The following is a 20,507-nucleotide window of genomic DNA, read 5'->3' on the forward strand; positions in this document are numbered from 1 at the left end:
GATTGTTCGGGAAGCTTCCGGGCAAGCGGGACTTCATCGCGCTGAATGCGCCCACGGCTTTTCTCTCGGCCTATGAGCCCTGGCTCCAGGGCGGGCTTACAGCCAGCCGGGTCGAGCTCGGCACAGGCTGGCAGAATGCCTTCCTGAACGCCCCGATCTGGCGCTTCTGGTTCGGCAGCGCCTTCTGCGGCACCACCGTCGCCGGCGCCTTCATGCCATCGGTCGACGGCATCGGTCGCTATTTCCCGCTGACGGTCTTCGCGCTCGCCGGCCCTGGCGCCGCGATCCCGCCGCCGGAACTCGACCCGCAGGACGCCTGGTTCGCGCAGGCCGAGGACTTCCTGCTGCACGCGCTCGAGCCCGAGGCGAGCTATGAGACGGTTTCGCAGGCGCTGGGCGGGCTCACAATGCCGAGTGACGACCTCATGGCCGCCCCGCCCACCGATATGGTCAGGCTCTCCGACGGCACGATCGTCAGCGCGCTTGATTCCGCCACCTTCCCGGCAAGGCTCACCGCTTTGCGGGTCGAGGACCATACCCACTCCTACGCCCATGCCAGCTATCTCTGGACGGTCGGCGGCGACGATTTCGAACCGCTCGCCCTTGTCGGCCAGGGCTTGCCAAGCCCCTATCTCTTCACCGGCCTTCTGACCGGACGCTTCGACGCCTTCCTCGGTGCGGGATCGACAGCATGAACGAGCACAGCCCCGGCGCCTCCTTCGAGACGGGCGCAGTCAGCCATGCCGGGCGCGTGCGCAGCCATAACGAAGACAATCTGGTCGTCCGGCCCGAGCATGGCCTGTGGGCCGTCGCGGACGGCATGGGCGGCCATCAGAACGGCGCCATGGCGAGCGCGACAGTAGCGGCGAGCCTTTCCGCCATCGGCCCAGCTGCCTCGGCCGCCGAATTGCTCGACCGGCTCGAGCGCGGCGTGATCGAGGCCAATACGGAACTGCGCCGGATGATCCGCGAGCATGACGGCGCCACCATGGGTGCGACGCTTGCCGTGCTGCTCGCCCATGGCCGCCATTTCGCCTGCGTCTGGTGCGGCGACAGCCGCGTCTATCTCGTCCGCGGGGGCCACATCACCCAGGTCTCGCGCGATCACACCGAGGCGCAGGATATGATCGAGCGCGGCCTGCTGACCGCCGAGGAGGCGCGGACCTGGCCGAGGCGGCATGTCATCACCCGCGCCATCGGTGTCCATGATCGCCCCGAGCTCGAAATCGATCATGGCGAACTCGAAGGCGGCGACGTCTTCGTGCTCTGCTCGGACGGGTTGACCGACCATGTCCGCGACGAGGAGATCCTGCGAGCGGCTTCCTCCGGCGGTGCGCAGGCCGCCAGCGACGCGCTGCTGGCGCTGACCCTGGAGCGCGGCGCCACCGACAATGTCACCGTGATCGTGGTGCGCTATCATCACGATGGCGGAACCGAGAAGACGCGCTGGGTGCCGAACATGCGCCAGCGCCGGAGCGATGCGCCATGAACGACCCCGACCGCACCGTCTTCCTGCCGCGCACGGGCCTGGCGCCGGGCGTCCGGCTGAACGGCATCTACGAAATCGAGCGCCTGATCGCGACCGGCGGCATGGGCGAGGTCTATCAGGGCCGCGCCATCCAGACCGGCGACGCGGTCGCGATCAAGATCGTTCGTTCCGACATGGCGCAAGACGCCAATGTCATCGCCCTGTTCCGTAACGAGGCGTCGGCGCTGCACAACCTCTATAATGAGGCGATCGTCCGCTATTACGTCTTCACCGTCGACCCGGCGACGCAGGCGACCTATCTCGCCATGGAGTTCGTCGACGGCCAGCCGCTGTCAGATCGGCTGAAGCAAGGGCCGTTGCCCTTCGAGGAGGTTGATCTGCTGCGCCGGCGCATCGCGTCCGGCCTGCATGCCGCCCATATGCTCGGCATCACCCATCGCGATATGTCGCCCGACAACATCATCCTGCCCGGCGGCCAGGTCACCCGCGCCAAGATCATCGATTTCGGCATCGCCAAGTCGAAGCTGGCCGAGAAGACCGTGATCGGCTCGGGCTTTGCCGGCAAGTACAACTACGTCTCGCCCGAGCAGCTCGGCCTCTACGGCGCCGAGGTCACCGGCAAGTCCGACATCTACAGCCTCGGCCTCGTGCTCGCCGAAGCGCTCGGCGGTCGCCCGCTCGACATGGGCGGAACGCAGATGCAGATCCTCGAGAAGCGCCGCCGCGTTCCCGATCTCTCGGCCATCGACAAGCGCATCCGCCCGCTGCTCGCGCGCATGCTCGCCCCCGATCCGAAGGATCGCCAGGCCGACATGGCCGAAGTCGCTGCCTGGCAGGCCAAGGGCAGCGCGGGGCCCAGCGGCAAGCGTGCCTTCCCTTGGCCGTTGGTCGCGGGGGTCGCGGCGCTCGCGCTACTCGCCGGCGGTGGCTTCGTCGCCTGGCAAATATTGGGCCGTGCGAGCCCGACACAACAGGCAATGAACACGTCGCCGCCGCCCTTGAGCGATGATCGTCCGCTGCCTCCCTCGGGCGCGGGGTCGAGCAGCCCGCCGCCCGAACTCATCCCCGCGAATCCGACTCCGCCGGCCACACCGGGACCGTCGCCGCAGCCCGCGAGCCAGAACGAGCCACCCACCTTGCAGCCGCCGGCGGCTCCCGGTCCGACTGCGCCGCCACTGCCGCCTGCTGCAGCTCCGCCAGAGCTGAATCCGACGTCGACGTCACCGCCACCGAGCCCGGCATCGACGACCGGCCCGAAGCCGACACCAACCGTTCCACCGCCGACACCGTCCGGTCCGGAACCCGAGCCGCGCACGGCTGCCGAACGGACGGCGCGCTATGTCGCGGATTATGATGGTGGTTCCTGCTTCTTCCTGTGGCCGACGGCGATCGCCGACAAGCGCACCACGATCGAAGGCTTCGGCAGTTCAGCCGAGCCTTTCGTCAGCTTCGACGGAGCTTTCAAGAAGGCGCAGGGCTACGAGGCGCAGATCAGCCTGCGTACGATCACCACTGCCCAATGCCCGATGGTCGACTTCCTGCGCCAGCTCGGTCGCGGCATCGACCGCAGCCCGGTGATGCAGATCGGCGCCTTCACCATCAAGAGCGGCGACGCGCTCTCGGGCACGGTCGAGAGTGACCCGAACCGGCATCTCGACATCCTGCTCATCGGCGATGACGGCCTGGTCTACAATCTCGCGAATTACACCCGTCGCGAGGGTGGTAAGGCGAGCTTCAGTCTGAAACTGGAATCGACGGCCGCTTCGGGCGCCCCGGTGCGGCCGCAAACCGTGCTGGCCCTCGTCAGCCAGGCGCCGCTGCCGACGCTGACTGGCCCCAACCCGGCTCCGGCCGGTGACATCTTCCCCGGCCTGCACCAGGACATCGCCCGCGCCGGCGGCAAGGTCGGCATCGGCATCAAGTATTTCCGGATCGAGTGAAAGCAGGCGTCATTCTCGGGCGGAGCGAAGCGCAGACCCGAGAATCTCAGGACCAGAAGGAACTGGCTTCCAAGATGCTCGGGCAAGCCCAAGCATGACGGCTGCCTTCAATCCTCCCGGAACAGCTCGCCCCATTCCGCCTGCCAGAGGCCTTCGTTGTCTTCGACGACGATCGGGGCCTTGATCTCGTTGGCGAGGCGGACGGCCGAGCGGAACCCCTCGATCGGATCGAGCTCGTCGCTGACGAAGTCGTTGGCGAGATGGCCGCCAGCCAGCTCCGCCGGGCAGGCAATGCGGATGAAGCTCTTGCCATGGCGCTGGCCGAGGCTCAGCGTGATGGCATCGGGCTGCGGCTCGTCGACCTGCTCGAACCGGTTCTTCGCCATCGTCGTCTCCTCGCCTCTGCGACTGGTTGATGATGGGCCATCGCCACCTTCGCGGCAAATTCGTTGTGCCCGCGATCGCTTTGGCCCGGCCTGGCCGGTATTCGCCTCCGGCGCCTATTTCTGTGGCGGCCGCGCCGGTCCGGCCGCAGGGCCACGCACGATCTTGTAGCGGTCGAGCCTGACCTTGATCATCTCGTCGAACTTCTTGTGCACCTCGGAGACCGAGAGCGTCTTGGTCTCGCCGCCGGACTGGGCATAGAAGATCGGGCGGTTGGCCTCTGCCGGGCGCGGCAGAAGCGCCGCGGCGCTGGCGCCGGGCGTTTCCTCCATCGTCTCGATGAAGGTCTGCGCCGCATCCGGCCCGAGGAAATGGATCAGGTAGATCTCGCCGCCGGTGAGATGGCGCCCCATCGCCTTCTCAAGCCTGAGCGTGTCGCGCTTCAGCATCTCGCCCGCCAGCAAAGCCGAGAGATAGGGCTCGCGCCTGAGATCGAGGATGCGCTGGCGCTCGTTCGCGTCGGCGATGACGAACTGCCGGCCGTTGCGGGTGACCAGCGCCGCTTCGGCATTAAGACCGTGCTTGCGGCCGAACTCGAAAATCACGCCGAGCCAGGTCTGCTCGATGAACTGGTACAGCCCGGTCGCCGAGGAGGTCTTCGCCTGCACTGCTGTCGAGAAGGAGGACTCCTTGTCGGCGACCGCCATCAGCAGGGTCGGGTCGGCGCCGACGACGCGCCCTGCCCTGACGATCATCTCGACCAGATGCCGGCGAATCTTGATCGGCCCGAAGGTCAGGACCTGATTGGGGTCGCCGTTGTAATTGATCGGCGCCTGCGGCAGTTGCGCGCGCGCCGCGGCCGTAGGGGTGCCGGGCTTGCCCGGCAGGCTGGGCGGAACGAGGATGATATTCGAGGGCGGCATGACCGGTATCGGCATCGCCGGCTGATTGGGCGTCTCGGCTGCAATCTGTTCCTTGATCGCCGCGAGCGACGGATCGGCGTTCAGGGCGAACTGCGTCGCCTGTCGCGCTGCTTCGAGATCGCCTTCAACCGAGGACAGGATCAGCGACGGTCGGGTCGGCGCCCTGAGCGACGGCGCCTCGACGCTTTCCATCGGCTCGAAGCCGCCGCTCAGTTCGGTCGATCCCGGCCTCAGGGTCGCGACCGCGACACCGCCGACGATAGCCAGAACCAGTGCTCCTCCACCGATATAGGAGGCGAGTCGGAGTCGGGAGCTGCCATCTGCTGCAGCGAACGGGACACCGGCGGCAAGGTTCGTGGCGTTGGCACTCCCGATCACTGTCCTTTGCGCCGCCACGAGCCAGTCCGGCCCCTTGCCGTCCTTGCTGGCCGCCTCCTGCAGTTCGGCGATCATGCGGCGCGCCTGCTGGGCCGGGATATTCGCCTCGCGTTCCAGCGTCGTGGCCGCGCCGCGCGGGCCCTGCTCGGTCAACGCTTTGAGCGCGAAGAACCAGAGCTGCAGCGACGTGCGCCGGCTCTCCAGCGGAGTCCCCTTGCAGGGCGAGACCAGGAAACCGCAATGCGGACAGGCATAGGCGCGCATTTTCACCCGCGGCGCGAAGGCCGACGTCTTCCCGCAAGCGGAGCAGGCCAGCGTGATGCCGCCCTGTCGCGCCTGCATGATGGTTTCGAGGCAGGCATCCTCCTGGAATGCGGCCTGAAACTGCTTGAAGCGCTGACTCATCCCTCGCTACCGCTGCTGCCGCGCTCCGCAATACGCAGGCGGTCCGACCACAGCAAGCTCAGCCTGCCAGCAAGGCCAGCCGCGCGACATCCTTCAAATGCATGTCGACCTCCGCTGCCGTAGCCATTTTCGGCAGGGCCGAGGTATCACCACCGGAGGCGTGCGCGTCCGTCAGGAAGGCGTTGACCTCGTCGAGCAGCATCGCCGGCGTCCGCGTCCCATCCAACAGGGTGACGAACTTGCGCACGACAACGCCATCAAGCGCGACCGCGCGATGGCGCAGGTCGGTGACCTCCTGGCTGGTCAGCGCCTGGCGCCGCGCCAGCCGGCTCGCGAGCGGCCGCTCGCTGATGCGCGTGGTCAGCCGATGCGGCTCCAGATTGATCTCGAGCAGGCCGGCACGGTAGATCGCGGTCAACGCTTCGTTGAGGCGGCCGATCTCGCGCGCACGGTCGGAGCCGAGGCTGTCCTGCGCCTCGTCCAAGGCCAGCGCGGCGAGCTCGTCATGGCTGATGCTGCCTGGCCAGGCCTTTCCGAGCGCCCGCAGCGCAGCAATGGCTGCCGGCAGGTCGACGGCGAGACGCACGCCTTCCGCGAACAGAAAACTCACGGCGCCCGGCCGCTTCTCGTCCTTTTCCTCGAGTTCGTTGACGCTCGCCGCGAGATGATAGGGCTCCAGGCTGAAGCGCGAGAAGCCGCGATGCAGCGCGACATCGGCGCGGCAGAGCAAGGTCTGGCGGAAGCAGCGGCCGATCAGCAGATCGAGCGATTGTTCCTGCCGCAAGGGATCCGTGATCGGGATCTCGTTGAGCACCCGCTGCGCCGGCCCTTGGGCGCCGCCGAAATTGTTCGGGAACGACGCCTCGGCCAGGAATTGCAGCCCATGAGGCTCCGCCGCCGCCAGCACCTCGTGCAGCGCAAAGGCGCGCGCACCGGGGTTGAGATCGTCGTGATAAAGGACGTTGTCGGGAATCGTCTCGATCTGCTTCATGCGCTCGCGCAAGGCCGCGCCATAGAAGGTGTCGCCATCGGTTGCCTCGGCGAAACGCTTGATCGCCGCCCGCGCCGCCCGGACCTTCTCGATCGGATCGTCGATGTCGCGCGTCTCGAACAGCATGACGTCGCGGGCAAGATCGCGCAGCCGGCAGCCCGGCAGAGCGTTGTAGCTGACATAAGCGATGCCCTGCGGCGTCAGCAATTCGCCGAATAGCCCGAGGATCCGCTCGCGCACCATCTGCGGCACCCAGGAATAGACCCCGTGCACGAGAATGTAGTCGAAACGGCCGAGCGCAGCCGACGCGGCCATGATGTCGAGATGGTGGAAGCTGACATTGGTGGCACCGAGCTCGGCGGCGTCCGCCCTGGCGTGCGCGATCGCCCGCCCGCTCAGGTCGATGCCGACCAGTTCCGCCCCCGGACATTGCAGCGCCATCGGGATCAGGTTGCCGCCGCGGCCGCAGCCGAGCTCGAGGACGCGCATCGCCGTCGTGGGGGTCGGTGTCATGCCGTGCACATGCGCGATCGTCGCCAGATGCGCAGGGTGGGTCTGCGCGAAGGCATGCCCGGGATAGGCGACCGCGTCGTAAGGATTCGTCGCCATATCGTTCATCGAGAAATCCGCCTATCGCATGCGTTGGACTGCAATTTCGGTCATTCTTGAGACGGCCTGAGCTCGCGAACGATCGCCAGCCCTCCAGCCCTTTGCCCCTGCCACTGTCGGCGCGAGACGGTCTCAGCGGCAGTTGTTAGCGCTGCCGCCGATCTGGGCCCGCAGGGCGTCGGCGCAATCGTTTGCGACGGCGGCCGGCTTGCTCGGCTTGCGACCACGGGCATTGCGCGGCTCCGGCTCGGCTTCGACGCCACCGGTCAGGATTCCTGTCGACTTGCGATCGACCACCACACGCTGCTGCGGCTTGAGCTCGCGCGGCTCCTGCCGCTGCGGGCGGGCGCTCGTGCTGGGCAGCAGCGGCTTCTGGGGCGCCGGCAACTCGGTCGCGCCGCCGGCGTCATTGCGCGTCGCCACTGCCTTCTCGCGATCCTGGCGCTCCTGGATCAGCTTCGCCTTCTCGGTTTCGAGCGCCGCCAGCTCCTGCTCGCGCTTGGCGAGTTCCTTGGCGAGACGGTCGCGCTCGCTCGCATCGGTGGGCTTTGCCGCCGGGGCCTCGCCCGGCTTCGGCACGGAACGCTCGCCATCGCCCTTGCCGGCATCGCGGCCGGCAAGATCGACCGCAGCCTGCTGCCGGTCCTTCTCGGCCTTCTGGACGCGATCGAGCAGCTCCTTTTCGCGGGCCGCGAATTCCTGCTCCCTCTTCTCGCGATCAGGCGAGGCACTGCGCCGCTCGATCAGGTCGAGCCGCGTCTTGGCGTCGACAGCAAAGAAGCTCGTCGGGAAGCGCTGGATGAAGGCCTTGATCTCGGCAGCGTTGTCGCTGCTGCGCAGCTGCTTCCAGATGTCGGCGTCGGTCTCTTCGCGATTGAGGTAGAAATCGCCGAGCAGGGAGAGCGAAAGCTCCGGCGTCTGCTTGCCGCCGGTGGAATCGTAGACCGCCTTCTGCACCCGGCGGAACATGGTCGCAATCTCGAGGCCGGGCTGCTTGATCTCCTGCACCAGCGCCGCCGTGAACGGGCTGTTGCGACCGGCGCCGTCGGCAGCGACATCGTTCGCCTGCGTCGCATAGGCGGTGACCATGCCCTGCGCCTTCACGATCGGCGCGAGGCCGGCGCCGACCGACATGCTGCGCGTCGTCGACTTCTTCGACAATTGGGCGAGGAAGGGATTGTTGCGGCAGGCGTCGAGCACCATGATCTTGACGCCCTTGGCGAAGCCCAGCGCGGTGGTCACTTCGCTGAGCTTGACCGTCTCGTACTGGACCGAGACCTCGTCATCGATCTTGGCCTCGACCGGCACGAGGAAGTTCTCGCCGTTGAACTGGAAGCCGTGGCCGGCGTAGTAGAACATCACCGCATCGGCATCCTGGGCGAGGCGCGCGAAGCGGGACACGGCGGCATCCATGCCGCGCTTGTCGAGATCGATGCCGTCGACCACCTCGAAACCGACCTTGCGCAGCGCCTCGGCGGTGTCACGCGCATCATTCGGGGTATTGGGCAGGGCGGGCGCGTTCTTATAGGCGGAGTTGCCGATCACCAGTGCGACGCGACGCTCCTGGGTCTGGGCAAGCGCCGGCAGCGCGACAAAATGCGCGAGAAGAGCGATCAGTGCGCAAAATCTGACGGCTGCGGTCATGGCACCATTCCCTGCGTCACCCTAAGGAAAGTGACCCCGAAAATCCAGTTGTATCCGCCTATGGCGACAGGCGGATAGCTCGAACCTCCCCGTCCGAAGATAACCGTGCCGCTCGAAGAAGAGCGTAGATCGGGAGGATCGCCCAAGCCTTGTGCCGGTTACAGCGGTTCTCGCCAGGACTGCTCCGCAGCCCCGGGGCAGCAGCGCCTTGCCGGTCGCCGGCCGTGGCCAAACGCACACAGTGTCGTCTTGCGTCAGTTTCGCGGCATAATCTTGTTCACATGGCGGCATGGTCACCGCTAGTCTGACGCTGCTGACGGTACGACACGAATCGGTTGCGGCCCCAGTTCCAGCTGGGCTGCCGAGGAGGCGCCATGCGTATTGGCCTGCGGCTACCCATCTGTGTCCTGCTGGCGCTAGGCGCCATTATGGCCACTCTCACCCTGATCACGTCGCCGGCAGCAGCCCAGCAAAGGCGCTTCGCCTTCGTCATGGGCAACGGCGCCTACCAGAACATAGCCAAGCTGCCGAACGCCTTGAACGACGCCAATGCGACGCGGGCCATGCTGCAGGAGGCAGGATTCGACGTCACCGCCGCGACCGATCTCTCGCTCGCAGGCTTGCGCAGCGCCCTCGATGTCTTCGTCGACAAGGTCAAGCAGGGTGGCACCGGTTCGACCGCGCTCGTCTACTATGCCGGCCATGCCGTCCAGCTCGATGGCGCGAATTACATCCTGCCGACAGATGTGCGGCCGGAAACTTCGGGCAATATCCCGAACCAGTCGCTCTCGCTGACCGAGATCCTGCGTAAGCTCGATGCAGCCGGCGCCAGATCGAAGATCGCGATCCTCGACGCCTGCCGCAACAATCCCTTCGCCGCGCGCGAACTCTCCCGCGGGCTGGCATTGCAGATGGTCGATGGCGCGAACGAAGGCATTCGCAGCGAAGCCGGCCTCGCTCGCATCGACTCCAACAGCGGCACCTTCGTCGCCTTCGCGACCTCGCCGGGATCGACCGCAGCCGACGGCACTGGCCCCAACAGCCCCTTCACCACCGCCTTCTTGCGGGAGGCGCGCGAGCCCGGCCTGCCGGTGGAGCAGGTCTTCCGCCGCATTCGCCTGGCCGTCTACGATGCCACCAGCGGCGTCCAGATTCCCTGGGACACCTCCTCGCTTATCACCGATGTCAGCTTCTTCCAGCGTCCGCCGGGGGCGCCTCAGGCGCAGCCGGCGATCGCCGGTGCCGTCCCGCTCGCAACCCGCCCGACAACTGCGGCGCTGCGCTCAATGTCGCCGGCCGACGCCTCTCGCACCGCCATCGCCTGGGATCGCCGCGACATCTATCGCACCGCGCTCGACACCAACCCCGATGACCAGAGCGCGCTGAGGCTGCACCGCATCCTGTCCCAGCGTACCGAGGAAACTGCCTGGGCTGAGACCGTGCTCGCCGGCGACGCCGAGTCCCTGAAGCTTTTCGCCCGCCTCTATCCCGGCTCGCAGCATGAGAACGAGGCGCTGCGCCTGGCCGCCACCGCGCCCAGCCGCAACCGCGTCCAGGTCGCCCAGACCTGCCCGATCTGTCCGGCCGTGCAGCAGCCACGTGTCCGCCGCGCCGACTATACGCCACGTTCGCCCGGCGGCCCCGGTGCGCCGCGGCAGCCGCAGAGCGCACCGCCACCCCCACCTCCGATCTATGCCCCGGCCCTGCCGGCCATCCTGCCAGACCAGCCGCGCTGGACCGGCTTCTATGTCGGCGGCTCGCTTGGCGGCGGGCAGCAGAGCGGGCGTACCACAGTGGAAGGCCCCTTCGGCAGCCCTCTCGCCACACCGGCGACAACCACGACCACGACGACCACCACGACGACAGCCACGACGGTCACGAGCCCGATTCCCGGAACGACTATCACGACGACGACAAACACCACGGCCGTCACAGCCCTCGGCGTGCCAGCGCTCGCTCCCTGGGCGATCAACCCGGCGGCGGTCCCACGCAGCCTAACGCCGGATGGAGCGGGCGCCGTTGGGGGCGCCCAGTTCGGCTTCAACTACCAGATCGGCGCAGTCGTGATCGGCGCCGAATCCGATCTTTCCGCCACGCGCCTGGGCGGCTCGCAGAGCGTCTCCGCCAATCCCGGTACGCAATTCACCACGCGCTCCAGCAACGAGCTCTCGATGCTGGGCACCGTCCGCGCGCGCGCCGGCGTCGTGCTCGGTGATTTCCTGGTCTACGGCACCGGCGGCTATGCCTACGGCCTCGTCGAACAGAAGGGCTCGATTTTGCCCGACAATCTGCAAACGACTTCGGCCGCCAGCGGCTCGCGCTCGGGCATCTTCCACGGTTGGGCGCTGGGTGGCGGCGTCGAGTATGCAATCGCTCCCAGAATGACGATCCGGCTCGATTATACCCATTACGAGCTCGGCCAGAAGCAGATGCTGCTGCAGGACTTCACCGGGCTGGCGCCGGGCCAATACGCGACCATGCGGATGCGCACGGCAGGCGATATCGTCAAGGCCGGCTTCAATTTCGGCTTCTGACGGACATCACGACAACGAAAAAAGGCCGCTGCATCGCAGCGGCCTTTCCTGTTTGCGAAAATGGTGAAGCTTCCGCGCTCACCACATGTCGAGCGCGACCCTGGCCTCGTCCGACATGCGCGACTGGTCCCAGGGCGGATCGAAGGTCATGTTGACGGTCACGCCCGAGATACCCGGCACGGCGCCGACCGCGTTCTCGACCCAGCCCGGCATCTCGCCAGCGACCGGGCAGCCCGGCGCGGTCAGCGTCATGTCGATCGCGACCTGCCGGTCGTCGGCGATGTCGACGCGATAGATCAGGCCGAGCTCGTAGATGTCGGACGGGATCTCCGGATCGTAGACGGTCTTCAGCGCCGCGACGATGTCGTCGGTCAGCCGGTCGATCTCCTCCGGCGGCAGGCCCGAGCTCGCGCCCATGGTCGGCGCGTTCGGCTTGAAGTCTTCAACAACGGTCTCGGTCATCGCTAAACTTCCGGTCGGCACGAGGCGGAGCGTCACGAGAACAGCTCTTCCGCCTTGCGCAGGGCTTCCACCAATATATCGACTTCCTCCAGCGTATTGTAGAGGCCGAAGGACGCACGGCAGGTCGAGGTCACGCCATAGCGGGCCAGCAGCGGCATGGCGCAATGCGTGCCGGCCCTGACCGCGACGCCGGCCCGGTCGATCACCGTCGCGACGTCATGGGCATGGGCGCCGGCGAGCTCGAAGGCGATGATCGCGCCCTTCTCCCTAGCCTTGCCGAAGATGCGGATCGAATTCATTTCGCCGAGCCGCTGCATGGCATAGGCGTTGAGTCTGGCCTCATGCGCCGCGATGTTCTCGCGCCCGAGCGCCATCATGTAGTCGAGCGCCGCACCCAGGCCGACCGCCTCGACGATCGCGGGAGTACCGGCCTCGAAGCGGTGCGGCGGATCGTTATAGGTGATCGCATCCTCGCTGACCGTCGCGATCATCTCGCCGCCGCCCTCGTAAGGCGGCAGCTTCTCGAGCCATTCGCGCTTGCCCCAGAGGATGCCGGAGCCGGTCGGCCCATAGGTTTTGTGACCGGTGAAGGCGTAGAAATCGCAGCCCAGGGCCTGGACGTCGACCGGCAGATGCACGGCGCTTTGCGAGCCATCGACGACCAGCGGGATGCGATAGGCCTGGCAGATCTTCGCGACCTCGGCGATCGGGACGATGGTGCCGATCGCGTTCGACATATGCGTCAGCGCCACCACCTTGGTGCGTGGCGTGATCAGCTTCTCGAACTCCTCGATGAGGAAATTGCCATCCTCGTCGACCGGCGCCCATTTGATCACGGCGCCATAGCGCTCGCGCCAATAGTGCCAGGGCACGATGTTGGAATGGTGCTCCAGGATCGAGAGGATGATCTCGTCGCCGTCCTGGATCTTGAGATACTGGCCGAGCGAGGAGGCAACCGTGTTCAGCGCCCCGGTCGAGGAGCGGGTGAATAGCACCTCCTCGGTATGGGCGGCGTTGAGGAAGCGCCGGGCGCTCTCACGGGCCGCCTCATAGGCTTCGGTCGAGGCGTTGGCGAGGTAATGCAGGCCGCGATGGACGTTGGCATAGTCCTCGCGCATCAGCCGCGTCATCGCCTCGATCACCGCTTCCGGCTTCTGCGCTGAGGCGGCGTTGTCGAGATAGACCAGCGGCTTGCCGTAGACCTCGCGCGAGAGGATCGCGAAGTCCTTGCGGATCGTCTCGACGTCGTAGGGCTTCGCGATCGCGTTCATCTCAGGCCTTTCCGGAAGGCTGGGCGGGCCGGTCAGCGACGAGCGTGCCGGCATGCCCCCAATCCTCGCGCTCGATCTCCTGGATCACGATATGGGTATTCTGCGGGTTCTTGCCGAGCACGCGCGCGAGCGTCTGCGTGAACTCCTTGACGATCTCGGCCTTCTGCTCGCGCGTCGCGCCCCTTGGTGATCTGCAGGTTGACGTAAGGCATCAGACAGCTCCGGGCTTGGGGGCACCATCGCGCTGGCCGAGCCAGCAGTCGATCTCGCGGCCGACGATCTCGCGAACACCCTCGTCGCCGACCATGTCCGAGACCTCGCCGACGAAGGCGGCGAGCACCAGCGCCTCGGCCTGCGGCCGCGGCAGGCCGCGAGCCATCAGGTAGAAGAGCTGATCGCTGTCCATCTGCGCCACGGTCGCGCCGTGGCCGCAGACCACGTCGTCGGCGAAGATCTCGAGCTCCGGCTTGTTGAACATGGTCGCGCCATCGTTCAGCAGCAGCGCATGGCTCTTCATGCTGCCGTCGACCTTCTGCGAATGCTGGCGGACGATGACCTTGCCCTGGAAGACGCCGGTGCCCTCGCCTTCGATGATGGTCTTGAACAGCTCGCGGCTCTCGCCATGAGCCGCCGCGTGGTCCATCACCAGCGTGACATCGGAATGCTCCTGCTTGCGCAAGAGGTTGATGCCGCGCAGCGCCGCACGGGTATGCTCGCCGCCATAGCGCAGGAAGCTCTGCTGGCGCAGCACGCCGCAATTCACCGCAACCGCGACCGAGTCGAACGAGACATGCGCGCCGAGCTCGGCGAGCAGCGACTGCACCTGCACGGTCTCGGCGCGCTGGCGGGTGACCATGCGCACATGCTCGACCTCGGCGCCGTCGCCGATGACGAAGGCGGTCGCGTGGTTGATCTGCACCGGCGCCGGGCCAACGTTCTCGTGCAGCTCGACGATCGTGACCTTGGCGCCGGCTCCGATCTTGACCAGCGAGCGCGAGACAATTGACGCCTCGCTCTCGCCGGAGCCGAGGGCTAGCAGCACCAGCGGCTGGTCGAGCTCCGTGCCATCAGCGATCTCGATCACGACACCGTCCTGAGCGAAGGCGGAATTGAGCATCAGGGCGCCGTCGTCGCGCGCCACCTCCGGCACGGCGAAGGCGGCCGCGATCTCATCCGGCGCCTCGGTCAGCGCCTCGGCGAGGCTGCGTGCGGTGATGCCGGTGGGCAGGCCTTGCAAGTCGGAATCAGCCGCGCTGAAGATGCCGTCGATGGTGACGAAGCGCCGGCCGGCGATGGTCTGCAGCGCCAGCCGGTCGGTGATCGCCTGCGGCCGTGCCGGGCGACGCGCCAAAGGCATCGCCTCCCGAACCAGGTTGCGCAGGTCGGTATAGCGCCAGGATTCGAGCCGACGATGCGGCAGGCCCTTGGTTTCGAACCCGGCGAAGGCATCCTCGCGCAGCTTGCGCATCGCGCCGGCGCCCGGCAGCTCAGCCTTGATGTTGGCGAACTGCTCGGCGAGCTGCTGCTCGGCTGCGGTCTTGAGCGGGGTGATGAGCGCCATTACGCGGCCTCGCCATAGGAGGCATAGCCGCTCTTCTCGAGCTCGAGCGCCAGCTCCTTGCCGCCGGTCCTGACGATCCTGCCCTTCGACATGACGTGCACGGTGTCGGGCACGATATGATCGAGCAGGCGCTGATAGTGGGTGATCACCAGGAAGCCGCGGTTCTGGGCCCGCAGGGCGTTCACCCCCTCGGCAACGATGCGCAGCGCATCGATGTCGAGGCCGGAGTCGGTCTCGTCGAGGATGCACATCGACGGCGACAGCAGCGCCATCTGCAGGATTTCCATGCGCTTCTTCTCGCCCCCGGAGAAACCGACATTGAGCGGCCGGCGCAGCATCTCGCGGTCGATGCCGAGCTTGTCGGCGGCGCCGTTGACCCGCTTGATGAAGTCCGGCGTCAGCAACTCGGCCTCGCCGCGCGCCTTGCGCTGCGCGTTCATCGCCGCCTTGAGGAAGGTCATGGTGGCGACGCCGGGGATCTCCAGCGGATACTGGAAGGCGAGGAAGATGCCGGCGGCGGCGCGGGCGTCGGCCTCCATCTCCAGCAGGTTCTCGCCGTTGAGCAGGATCTCGCCATCAAGGACCTCATAGTCCTCCTTGCCGGCGATGACATAGGACAGCGTCGACTTGCCGGAGCCGTTCGGCCCCATGATCGCGGCGACCTCGCCGGCGTTCACGGTTAGGTTGAGGCCGTTGAGGATCTGCTTGTCCTCGTCGGCGATCTTGACGGTGAGATTGCGAATTTCGAGCATCGTTCAGTTCCGATTTCCTGCCGCGTCATGCCCGGCCTTGTGCCGAGCCTCCGCGACGTAAGCGCTTCAAAGAAAAGGCGTGGAGGGTCGGGACAGGCCCGACACTGACCGGCTCAGCCGACGGAGCCCTCGAGCGAGATTGTGATCAGCTTCTGCGCCTCGACGGCGAACTCCATCGGGAGCTGCTGCAGCACCTCCTTGACGAAGCCGTTGACGATCAGCGCCACCGCCTCCTCCTCGGAGAGGCCGCGCTGCTGGCAGTAGAACATCTGGTCCTCGCCGATCTTCGACGTGGTTGCCTCGTGCTCGAACACGGCCGTCGAGGTCTTGGCCTCGATGTAGGGGATGGTGTGGGCGCCGCACTGGTCGCCGATCAGCAGCGAGTCGCAGTTGGTGAAGTTGCGCGCGTTTGTCGCCTTGCGATGGGCCGAAACCATGCCGCGATAAGTCGAGTCGGACTTTCCGGCCGCGATGCCCTTGGCGATGATCTTCGACGTCGTGTTCTTGCCGAGATGCAGCATCTTGGTGCCGCTATCGACCTGCTGCGCGCCGTTCGAGACCGCGATCGAATAGAACTCGCCGCGCGAGCCGTCGCCGCGCAGGATGCAGGACGGGTACTTCCAGGTGATCGCCGAGCCGGTCTCGACCTGCGTCCACGAGATCTTCGAGTTCCTGCCGCGGCAATCGCCGCGCTTGGTCACGAAGTTGTAGATGCCGCCCTTGCCCTCGGCGTCGCCCGGATACCAGTTCTGCACGGTCGAGTATTTGATCTCGGCATCGTCGAGCGCGATCAGCTCGACCACCGCCGCATGCAGCTGGTTCTCGTCACGCTTGGGCGCGGTGCAGCCTTCGAGATAGCTCACATAGGAGCCCTCATCGGCGATGATCAGCGTGCGCTCGAACTGGCCGGTATTCTGCTCGTTGATGCGGAAATAGGTCGACAGCTCCATCGGGCAGCGCACGCCCTTGGGGATGTAGACGAAGGAGCCGTCTGTGAAGACGGCGCAGTTCAGCGTCGCGAAATAGTTGTCGGTCACCGGCACGACCGTGGCGAGGTACTTCTTCACCAGCTCGGGGTGCTCCTTGATCGCATCCGAGATCGAGCAGAAGATCACGCCAGCCTGCGCCAGCTCCTTCTTGAAGGTGGTGACGACCGAGACCGAGTCGAATACGGCGTCGACCGCGACGCGATTCTCCGGCGCGACGCCGGCCAGGGATTTCCTGCTCGCGCAGCGGGATACCGAGCTTCTTGTAGGTTTCAGGATCGCCGGATCGACCTCGTCGAGCGACTTCGGATCGGCACCCTTCTTCGGCGCGGCGTAATAGTAGATATCCTGATAGTTGATCGGCGGATAGTTGACGCGCGACCAGGTCGGCTCGGTCATCGTCTTCCAGCGCCGGAAGGCGTCGAGCCGCCATTCCAGCATCCATTCCGGCTCGTTCTTGCGGGCCGAGATATAGCGCACCGTGTCTTCGGTCAGGCCCTTGGCGGGCTTGTCCATCTCGATCTCGGTGACGAAACCGTATTTGTACTCGGTCACGTCGATCGACTTGACCTGGTCGATGGTCTCCTGGACCGCTGCCATCTCTACTCTCCTGTCGCGGGTTCAAGGCCCGCCGGTTCGGTCTTGCTCTTGCGGAAGGCCTCAGGCGGCTGCCTGAACCTTCCGGTTCGGGTTCGCGGTCAGCGCCTTCGCATAGGCCGCGATGAATTGGTCGATGTCTGCCTCGCAGGTGGTCCATCCGAGCGAGGCGCGCAAGGCCCCTTCGCTCATGACAGGGTCAACACCCATGGCTGTCAGGACGTGCGAGCGCCTGACCTTGCCGGACGAGCAGGCCGAGCCCGAGGACAGGGCGACGCCGGAAAGATCGAGCATGATCAGCGCCGTCTCGGCCTTGATGCCGGGCGTCGCGAAGGCGGAGGTGTTGGGCAGGCGCGAAGCCCTGGCACCGAAGATCGCCGTATCGGGCGCGAGCGCCATGAGCCGCGTCTCCAACTGGTCGCGCAGCGCAGCCAGCCGGGTCGCCTCGGTGGCAAGCGCCTTGCCCGCCTCTTCCGCTGCAACGCCGAAGCCGACGATGCCCGGCAGGTTCTCGGTGCCGGCGCGCCAGCCGCGTTCCTGGCCACCGCCGCGCAGGGGCTTGTCGGCGAGTTCGAGCGCTCCGGTCCGGAAGACGATCGCACCGATGCCCTTGGGGCCGCCGATCTTGTGGGCCGACAATGTCAGAGCATCGAGGCCCAAGGCATTGATATCGATCGCGATCTTGCCGGCGGCCTGGACGGCGTCGGAATGCACGAGCGCGCTATAGTGCCTGGCGATGGTGACGATCTCGGCGATCGGCTGCAACACGCCCGTTTCGTTGTTTGCAAGGTGCACCGATATCAGTGCGCGCTCATCCGGCTGCTCTGCCGCAAACCTCGAAAGCCGCTCATCGAGCCAGCCGAGATCGACGAGCCCCTCACTATCAACAGGGATCACTTCAGCCTGATCCGCAGGGAAGCGATGACCGTCGCGCACGCAAGGGTGCTCGCTGACGCTGTGCAACAGCAGCGTCACCGGCGCCCGCACGCAATCGCGCGCGCCACTGCAATCGCTGAGGCCCGGCGACAGGATCGTCGCATTGGCCTCGGTGCCGCCACTGGTGAAGACGACATTGCTCGCCTTGGCGCCGACGAGCGACGCAACCTGCTGGCGCGCCTGCTCGATAGCACCGCGAGCCGCCCGGCCCTCATTATGGACGGAGGACGGATTGCCCGGCATCTGCAAGGCCCGCAGCATCGCCTCCGCCACAGCCGGCCGCACCGGCGTCGTGGCGTTGTGGTCGAGATAGCTGCGGGTCGTCGCAAACACCTGCGCTTTTGCTCCGCTCCGGAGGGCTTGCCCGAAGACGCGGCACGAAATGCTTGAAATCGCACCCCTGCGCCGTGCTATAGCCGCCCGTCCGAGCCGCGATGGACCGGAACCGCAAGCAGCTCTCGCTCGCATGTTCCAGTTCTGTTCACGGCTGTTAGAACCATTCTAAGCGCTTCATGTAGGGCGCGAGCGGCGGGGCCGTCAAGGGTGAGCAGGCTTTTCAGCGGCAGAAACGCCGCTTTTCAGCCGGCCGCCCGCGTGCCTCACCCGAAAAAGGCGAGATGCGATGCCAGAGGTGATTTTCAACGGACCGGCCGGCCGGATCGAGGGCCGGTACCAGCCCGCCAAGAAGCGTGGCGCGCCGCTGGCGATCATCCTGCACCCGCACCCGCAATTCGGCGGGACGATGAACAACCAGATCGTCTATAACCTGTTCTACACCTTCGTGAATCGCGGCTTCTCGGCCCTGCGCTTCAATTTCCGCGGCGTCGGCCGCAGCCAGGGCCAGTTCGACCACGGCGCCGGCGAGCTCTCGGATGCCGCAGCTGCGCTTGACTGGATGCAGGCGCTGAACCCGGAGGCCAAGAGCTGCTGGATCACCGGCGTCTCCTTCGGCGCATGGATCGGCATGCAGCTTCTGATGCGCCGTCCCGAGATCGAAGGCTTCATGTCGATCGCGGCGATGGCGAACCGCTACGACTTCTCCTTCCTCGCTCCCTGCCCCTCGTCGGGCCTGTTCGTGCACGGTTCGGAAGATCGCGTCGCGCCGGTCAAGGAGGTCATGGCTGTGATCGAGAAGGTGAAGACCCAGAAGGGCATCCAGATCGAGCACGCCGTGGTCGAAGGCGCCAACCACTTCTTCGACGGCCGCGTCGACCAGCTGATGGAACAGGTCAGCGCCTATCTCGACCGCAAGGTCGGCCCCGAGATCCTCAAGAGCGAGCAGGAAAAGGTCTGAGCCGCCTGGCTCACGTTGATGGGTGGATCAAGCCCCGGCTCGAGGCCATGAACGGCAGCGTCATCTCCGCTGCCCGCGCCTCCGCCAGTATCCAGTCCCGGAACAACCTGAGCTTGCGCTCGCGCTGGCGTTCCGCCGGATAGACCACCCAGTAGGCCCACTGGTCGCGTATGGCGTGCTCCACCGCGAAGACGAGCCGCCCGGCCGCGATATCGTAGGCGAAGAGTTCGGGCACGGCCATCGCGACGCCGTGCCCGCGCATCGCGGCCTGGACATTCATCGCCTGCATCTCCAGCGACATCGCCCGGCCGCCCTGCTGAGGCTGGTCGAGGCCGAGATCGGCGAACCAGACCTTCCAAGACGTCTCGTCGGGACTGAGCAACGGCGCGCGCAGCAGATCGGCCGCCTCGCGCAGTTGCAACCGTTCGCGCAGTTCGGGGGAACAGAGCGGCGCATAATGGCAGGCGAACAGCTTCTCCGCCGCGACGCCTGGCCATGAGCCCGGCCCATAGCGCACGGCGAGATCGACAGCCTCGGTGGCGAAATCGACGAGATGCTGCGAAGTCCTGACGCGCACGGCGAACTGCGGGTTCTCGATCTGGAACTGGGCCAACCGCGGTGACAGCCAGGTGATTGCCATTGTCTGCAGCGACGAGATCGTCAGGACCGTCTGGTTTGCCTCGCAGATGTCGCGGAACACCGTCCCGATATCGGCGAGCGCCTTGCCTACCGGCCCTGCGAGCCGTTGGCCGATCGCCGTCAACACGACCTGGCGCGGCTGGCGCACGAACAAGGCAGCCCCGACGCGATCCTCCAGCAGCCGGATCTGATAGCTCACGGCAGCCTGGGTCATGCCGAGTTCCTCGGCGGCGCGGGTGAAATTCTGGTGGCGCGCCGCAGCCTCGAAGACGCGGACCGCGGCGAGAGGCGGAAGCTTGGGCGGCGGCGAAGGCGCGGGCATGCCAAAGCATAAGCTCTCTTTATGGCAGGTGACAATCTTCCGCTTTGTCACCCCGCCCTGTCAGGCCCAGATTCATCTCATCAGCGGGCGCTGCCGCCTGCCTCTCCGAGGATCGGATCATGACCTGCCTTTCGCAAACGGCGCCGCTCGCCCCACGCAGCGGCGCTTCCCTCCTGCACGGCCTGCTGGCGCTCTGGCAGCGCCACTCGAGCGCCGCTCCCACGCGTTACCCTCTCGCGACGCTGGACGATCGCGCGCTCCGCGACCTTGGGCTCACACGCGAAGTCCTGGAGCCACCGCACCGCAGCATCCGCGCCGGGCTATGGCTCGATCGCATTCCCGGATGAGGCCCGCGGCGGTTCCGCCGCAAAAGCGGTTTCCACTTTAGCG

The 20,507-nt window shown here is 66.4% G+C and carries 18 protein-coding genes; 6 read left to right on the top strand and 12 right to left on the bottom strand.

The window, feature by feature from the left end; genetic code table 11:
* Window positions 1–2: 2 nt before the first annotated feature.
* From tagF to QO058_RS02070, 3 genes are read left to right on the top strand one after another with little or no spacing between them, the layout of a single operon-like run.
* On the top strand, window positions 3–695 hold the full coding sequence (gene tagF, locus QO058_RS02060; RefSeq protein WP_284170087.1) for a type VI secretion system-associated protein TagF: 693 nt from the start codon (window positions 3–5) through the stop codon (window positions 693–695).
* Window positions 692–1,489 carry a PP2C family protein-serine/threonine phosphatase gene (locus QO058_RS02065; RefSeq protein ID WP_284170088.1) on the top strand — a complete coding sequence of 266 codons (798 nt, stop codon included), beginning with the start codon at window positions 692–694 and terminating at the stop codon, window positions 1,487–1,489. The genes tagF and QO058_RS02065 overlap by 4 nt, the downstream gene beginning before the upstream one ends.
* The gene (locus QO058_RS02070) at window positions 1,486–3,429 is read left to right on the top strand and encodes a serine/threonine-protein kinase (RefSeq protein WP_284170089.1); all 1,944 of its coding nucleotides are present in this window, start codon (window positions 1,486–1,488) and stop codon (window positions 3,427–3,429) included. Before QO058_RS02065 ends, QO058_RS02070 begins: the two co-directional genes overlap by 4 nt.
* Before the next feature lie 107 nt (window positions 3,430–3,536).
* On the opposite strand, the gene QO058_RS02075 is transcribed toward QO058_RS02070, so the two are convergent.
* The 4 genes from QO058_RS02075 to QO058_RS02090 form a co-directional block, all read right to left on the bottom strand.
* The gene (locus tag QO058_RS02075; RefSeq protein ID WP_284170090.1) at window positions 3,537–3,815 is read right to left on the bottom strand and encodes a hypothetical protein; all 279 of its coding nucleotides are present in this window, start codon (window positions 3,813–3,815) and stop codon (window positions 3,537–3,539) included.
* Between the two features lie 114 nt (window positions 3,816–3,929).
* The gene (locus tag QO058_RS31330; RefSeq protein ID WP_432212001.1) at window positions 3,930–5,519 is read right to left on the bottom strand and encodes a transglycosylase SLT domain-containing protein; all 1,590 of its coding nucleotides are present in this window, start codon (window positions 5,517–5,519) and stop codon (window positions 3,930–3,932) included.
* Window positions 5,520–5,577: 58 nt separating this feature from the next.
* Complete coding sequence (locus QO058_RS02085) at window positions 5,578–7,128, bottom strand: methyltransferase domain-containing protein (protein WP_284170091.1); 1,551 nt, start codon at window positions 7,126–7,128, stop codon at window positions 5,578–5,580.
* Between the two features lie 123 nt (window positions 7,129–7,251).
* Window positions 7,252–8,763: a caspase family protein gene (locus QO058_RS02090; RefSeq protein WP_284170092.1), complete on the bottom strand. Its 1,512-nt coding sequence runs from the start codon at window positions 8,761–8,763 to the stop codon at window positions 7,252–7,254.
* 428 nt (window positions 8,764–9,191) lie between these two features.
* Between QO058_RS02090 and QO058_RS02095 the strand changes: the two genes are divergently transcribed.
* The gene (locus QO058_RS02095) at window positions 9,192–11,297 is read left to right on the top strand and encodes a caspase family protein (RefSeq protein ID WP_284170093.1); all 2,106 of its coding nucleotides are present in this window, start codon (window positions 9,192–9,194) and stop codon (window positions 11,295–11,297) included.
* Window positions 11,298–11,375: 78 nt separating this feature from the next.
* On the opposite strand, the gene QO058_RS02100 is transcribed toward QO058_RS02095, so the two are convergent.
* From QO058_RS02100 to QO058_RS02130, 7 genes are all read right to left on the bottom strand, one after another.
* Window positions 11,376–11,714: an SUF system Fe-S cluster assembly protein gene (locus QO058_RS02100; RefSeq protein WP_284173073.1), complete on the bottom strand. Its 339-nt coding sequence runs from the start codon at window positions 11,712–11,714 to the stop codon at window positions 11,376–11,378.
* A gap of 77 nt (window positions 11,715–11,791) precedes the next feature.
* The gene (locus QO058_RS02105) at window positions 11,792–13,030 is read right to left on the bottom strand and encodes a cysteine desulfurase (protein WP_284170094.1); all 1,239 of its coding nucleotides are present in this window, start codon (window positions 13,028–13,030) and stop codon (window positions 11,792–11,794) included.
* Window position 13,031: 1 nt separating this feature from the next.
* Window positions 13,032–13,184, bottom strand: coding sequence for a tautomerase family protein (locus QO058_RS02110; RefSeq protein ID WP_284173074.1), 153 nt, complete (start codon window positions 13,182–13,184; stop codon window positions 13,032–13,034).
* A 57-nt stretch (window positions 13,185–13,241) separates the two neighbouring features.
* Window positions 13,242–14,591: a SufB/SufD family protein gene (locus tag QO058_RS02115; RefSeq protein WP_284170095.1), complete on the bottom strand. Its 1,350-nt coding sequence runs from the start codon at window positions 14,589–14,591 to the stop codon at window positions 13,242–13,244.
* Window positions 14,591–15,343 (bottom strand): Fe-S cluster assembly ATPase SufC, encoded by a 753-nt coding sequence (sufC, locus tag QO058_RS02120; protein WP_126111140.1) that lies wholly within the window; start codon window positions 15,341–15,343, stop codon window positions 14,591–14,593. The genes QO058_RS02115 and sufC overlap by 1 nt, the downstream gene beginning before the upstream one ends.
* Before the next feature lie 113 nt (window positions 15,344–15,456).
* Entirely contained in the window at window positions 15,457–16,929 is a 1,473-nt protein-coding gene (gene sufB / locus QO058_RS02125; protein WP_284170096.1) for a Fe-S cluster assembly protein SufB, read from the bottom strand.
* Window positions 16,930–16,989: 60 nt separating this feature from the next.
* A complete protein-coding gene (locus QO058_RS02130; protein WP_284170097.1) occupies window positions 16,990–18,195 on the bottom strand; it encodes a cysteine desulfurase family protein in 1,206 nt (401 codons plus the stop codon).
* Window positions 18,196–18,484: 289 nt separating this feature from the next.
* Between QO058_RS02130 and QO058_RS02135 the strand changes: the two genes are divergently transcribed.
* A complete protein-coding gene (locus QO058_RS02135) occupies window positions 18,485–19,156 on the top strand; it encodes an alpha/beta hydrolase (RefSeq protein WP_284170098.1) in 672 nt (223 codons plus the stop codon).
* Between the two features lie 10 nt (window positions 19,157–19,166).
* Here the strand turns inward: QO058_RS02135 and gcvA are convergent, their stop codons facing one another.
* Window positions 19,167–20,117: a transcriptional regulator GcvA gene (gcvA, locus tag QO058_RS02140; RefSeq protein ID WP_284170099.1), complete on the bottom strand. Its 951-nt coding sequence runs from the start codon at window positions 20,115–20,117 to the stop codon at window positions 19,167–19,169.
* A 119-nt stretch (window positions 20,118–20,236) separates the two neighbouring features.
* On the opposite strand from gcvA, the gene QO058_RS02145 reads away from it, so the two are divergent.
* Complete coding sequence (locus tag QO058_RS02145) at window positions 20,237–20,464, top strand: YjiS-like domain-containing protein (protein ID WP_284170100.1); 228 nt, start codon at window positions 20,237–20,239, stop codon at window positions 20,462–20,464.
* The last annotated feature ends 43 nt before the right edge of the window (window positions 20,465–20,507 follow it).

The organism is Bosea vestrisii, assembly GCF_030144325.1.
Classification (GTDB): domain Bacteria; phylum Pseudomonadota; class Alphaproteobacteria; order Rhizobiales; family Beijerinckiaceae; genus Allobosea; species Allobosea vestrisii_A.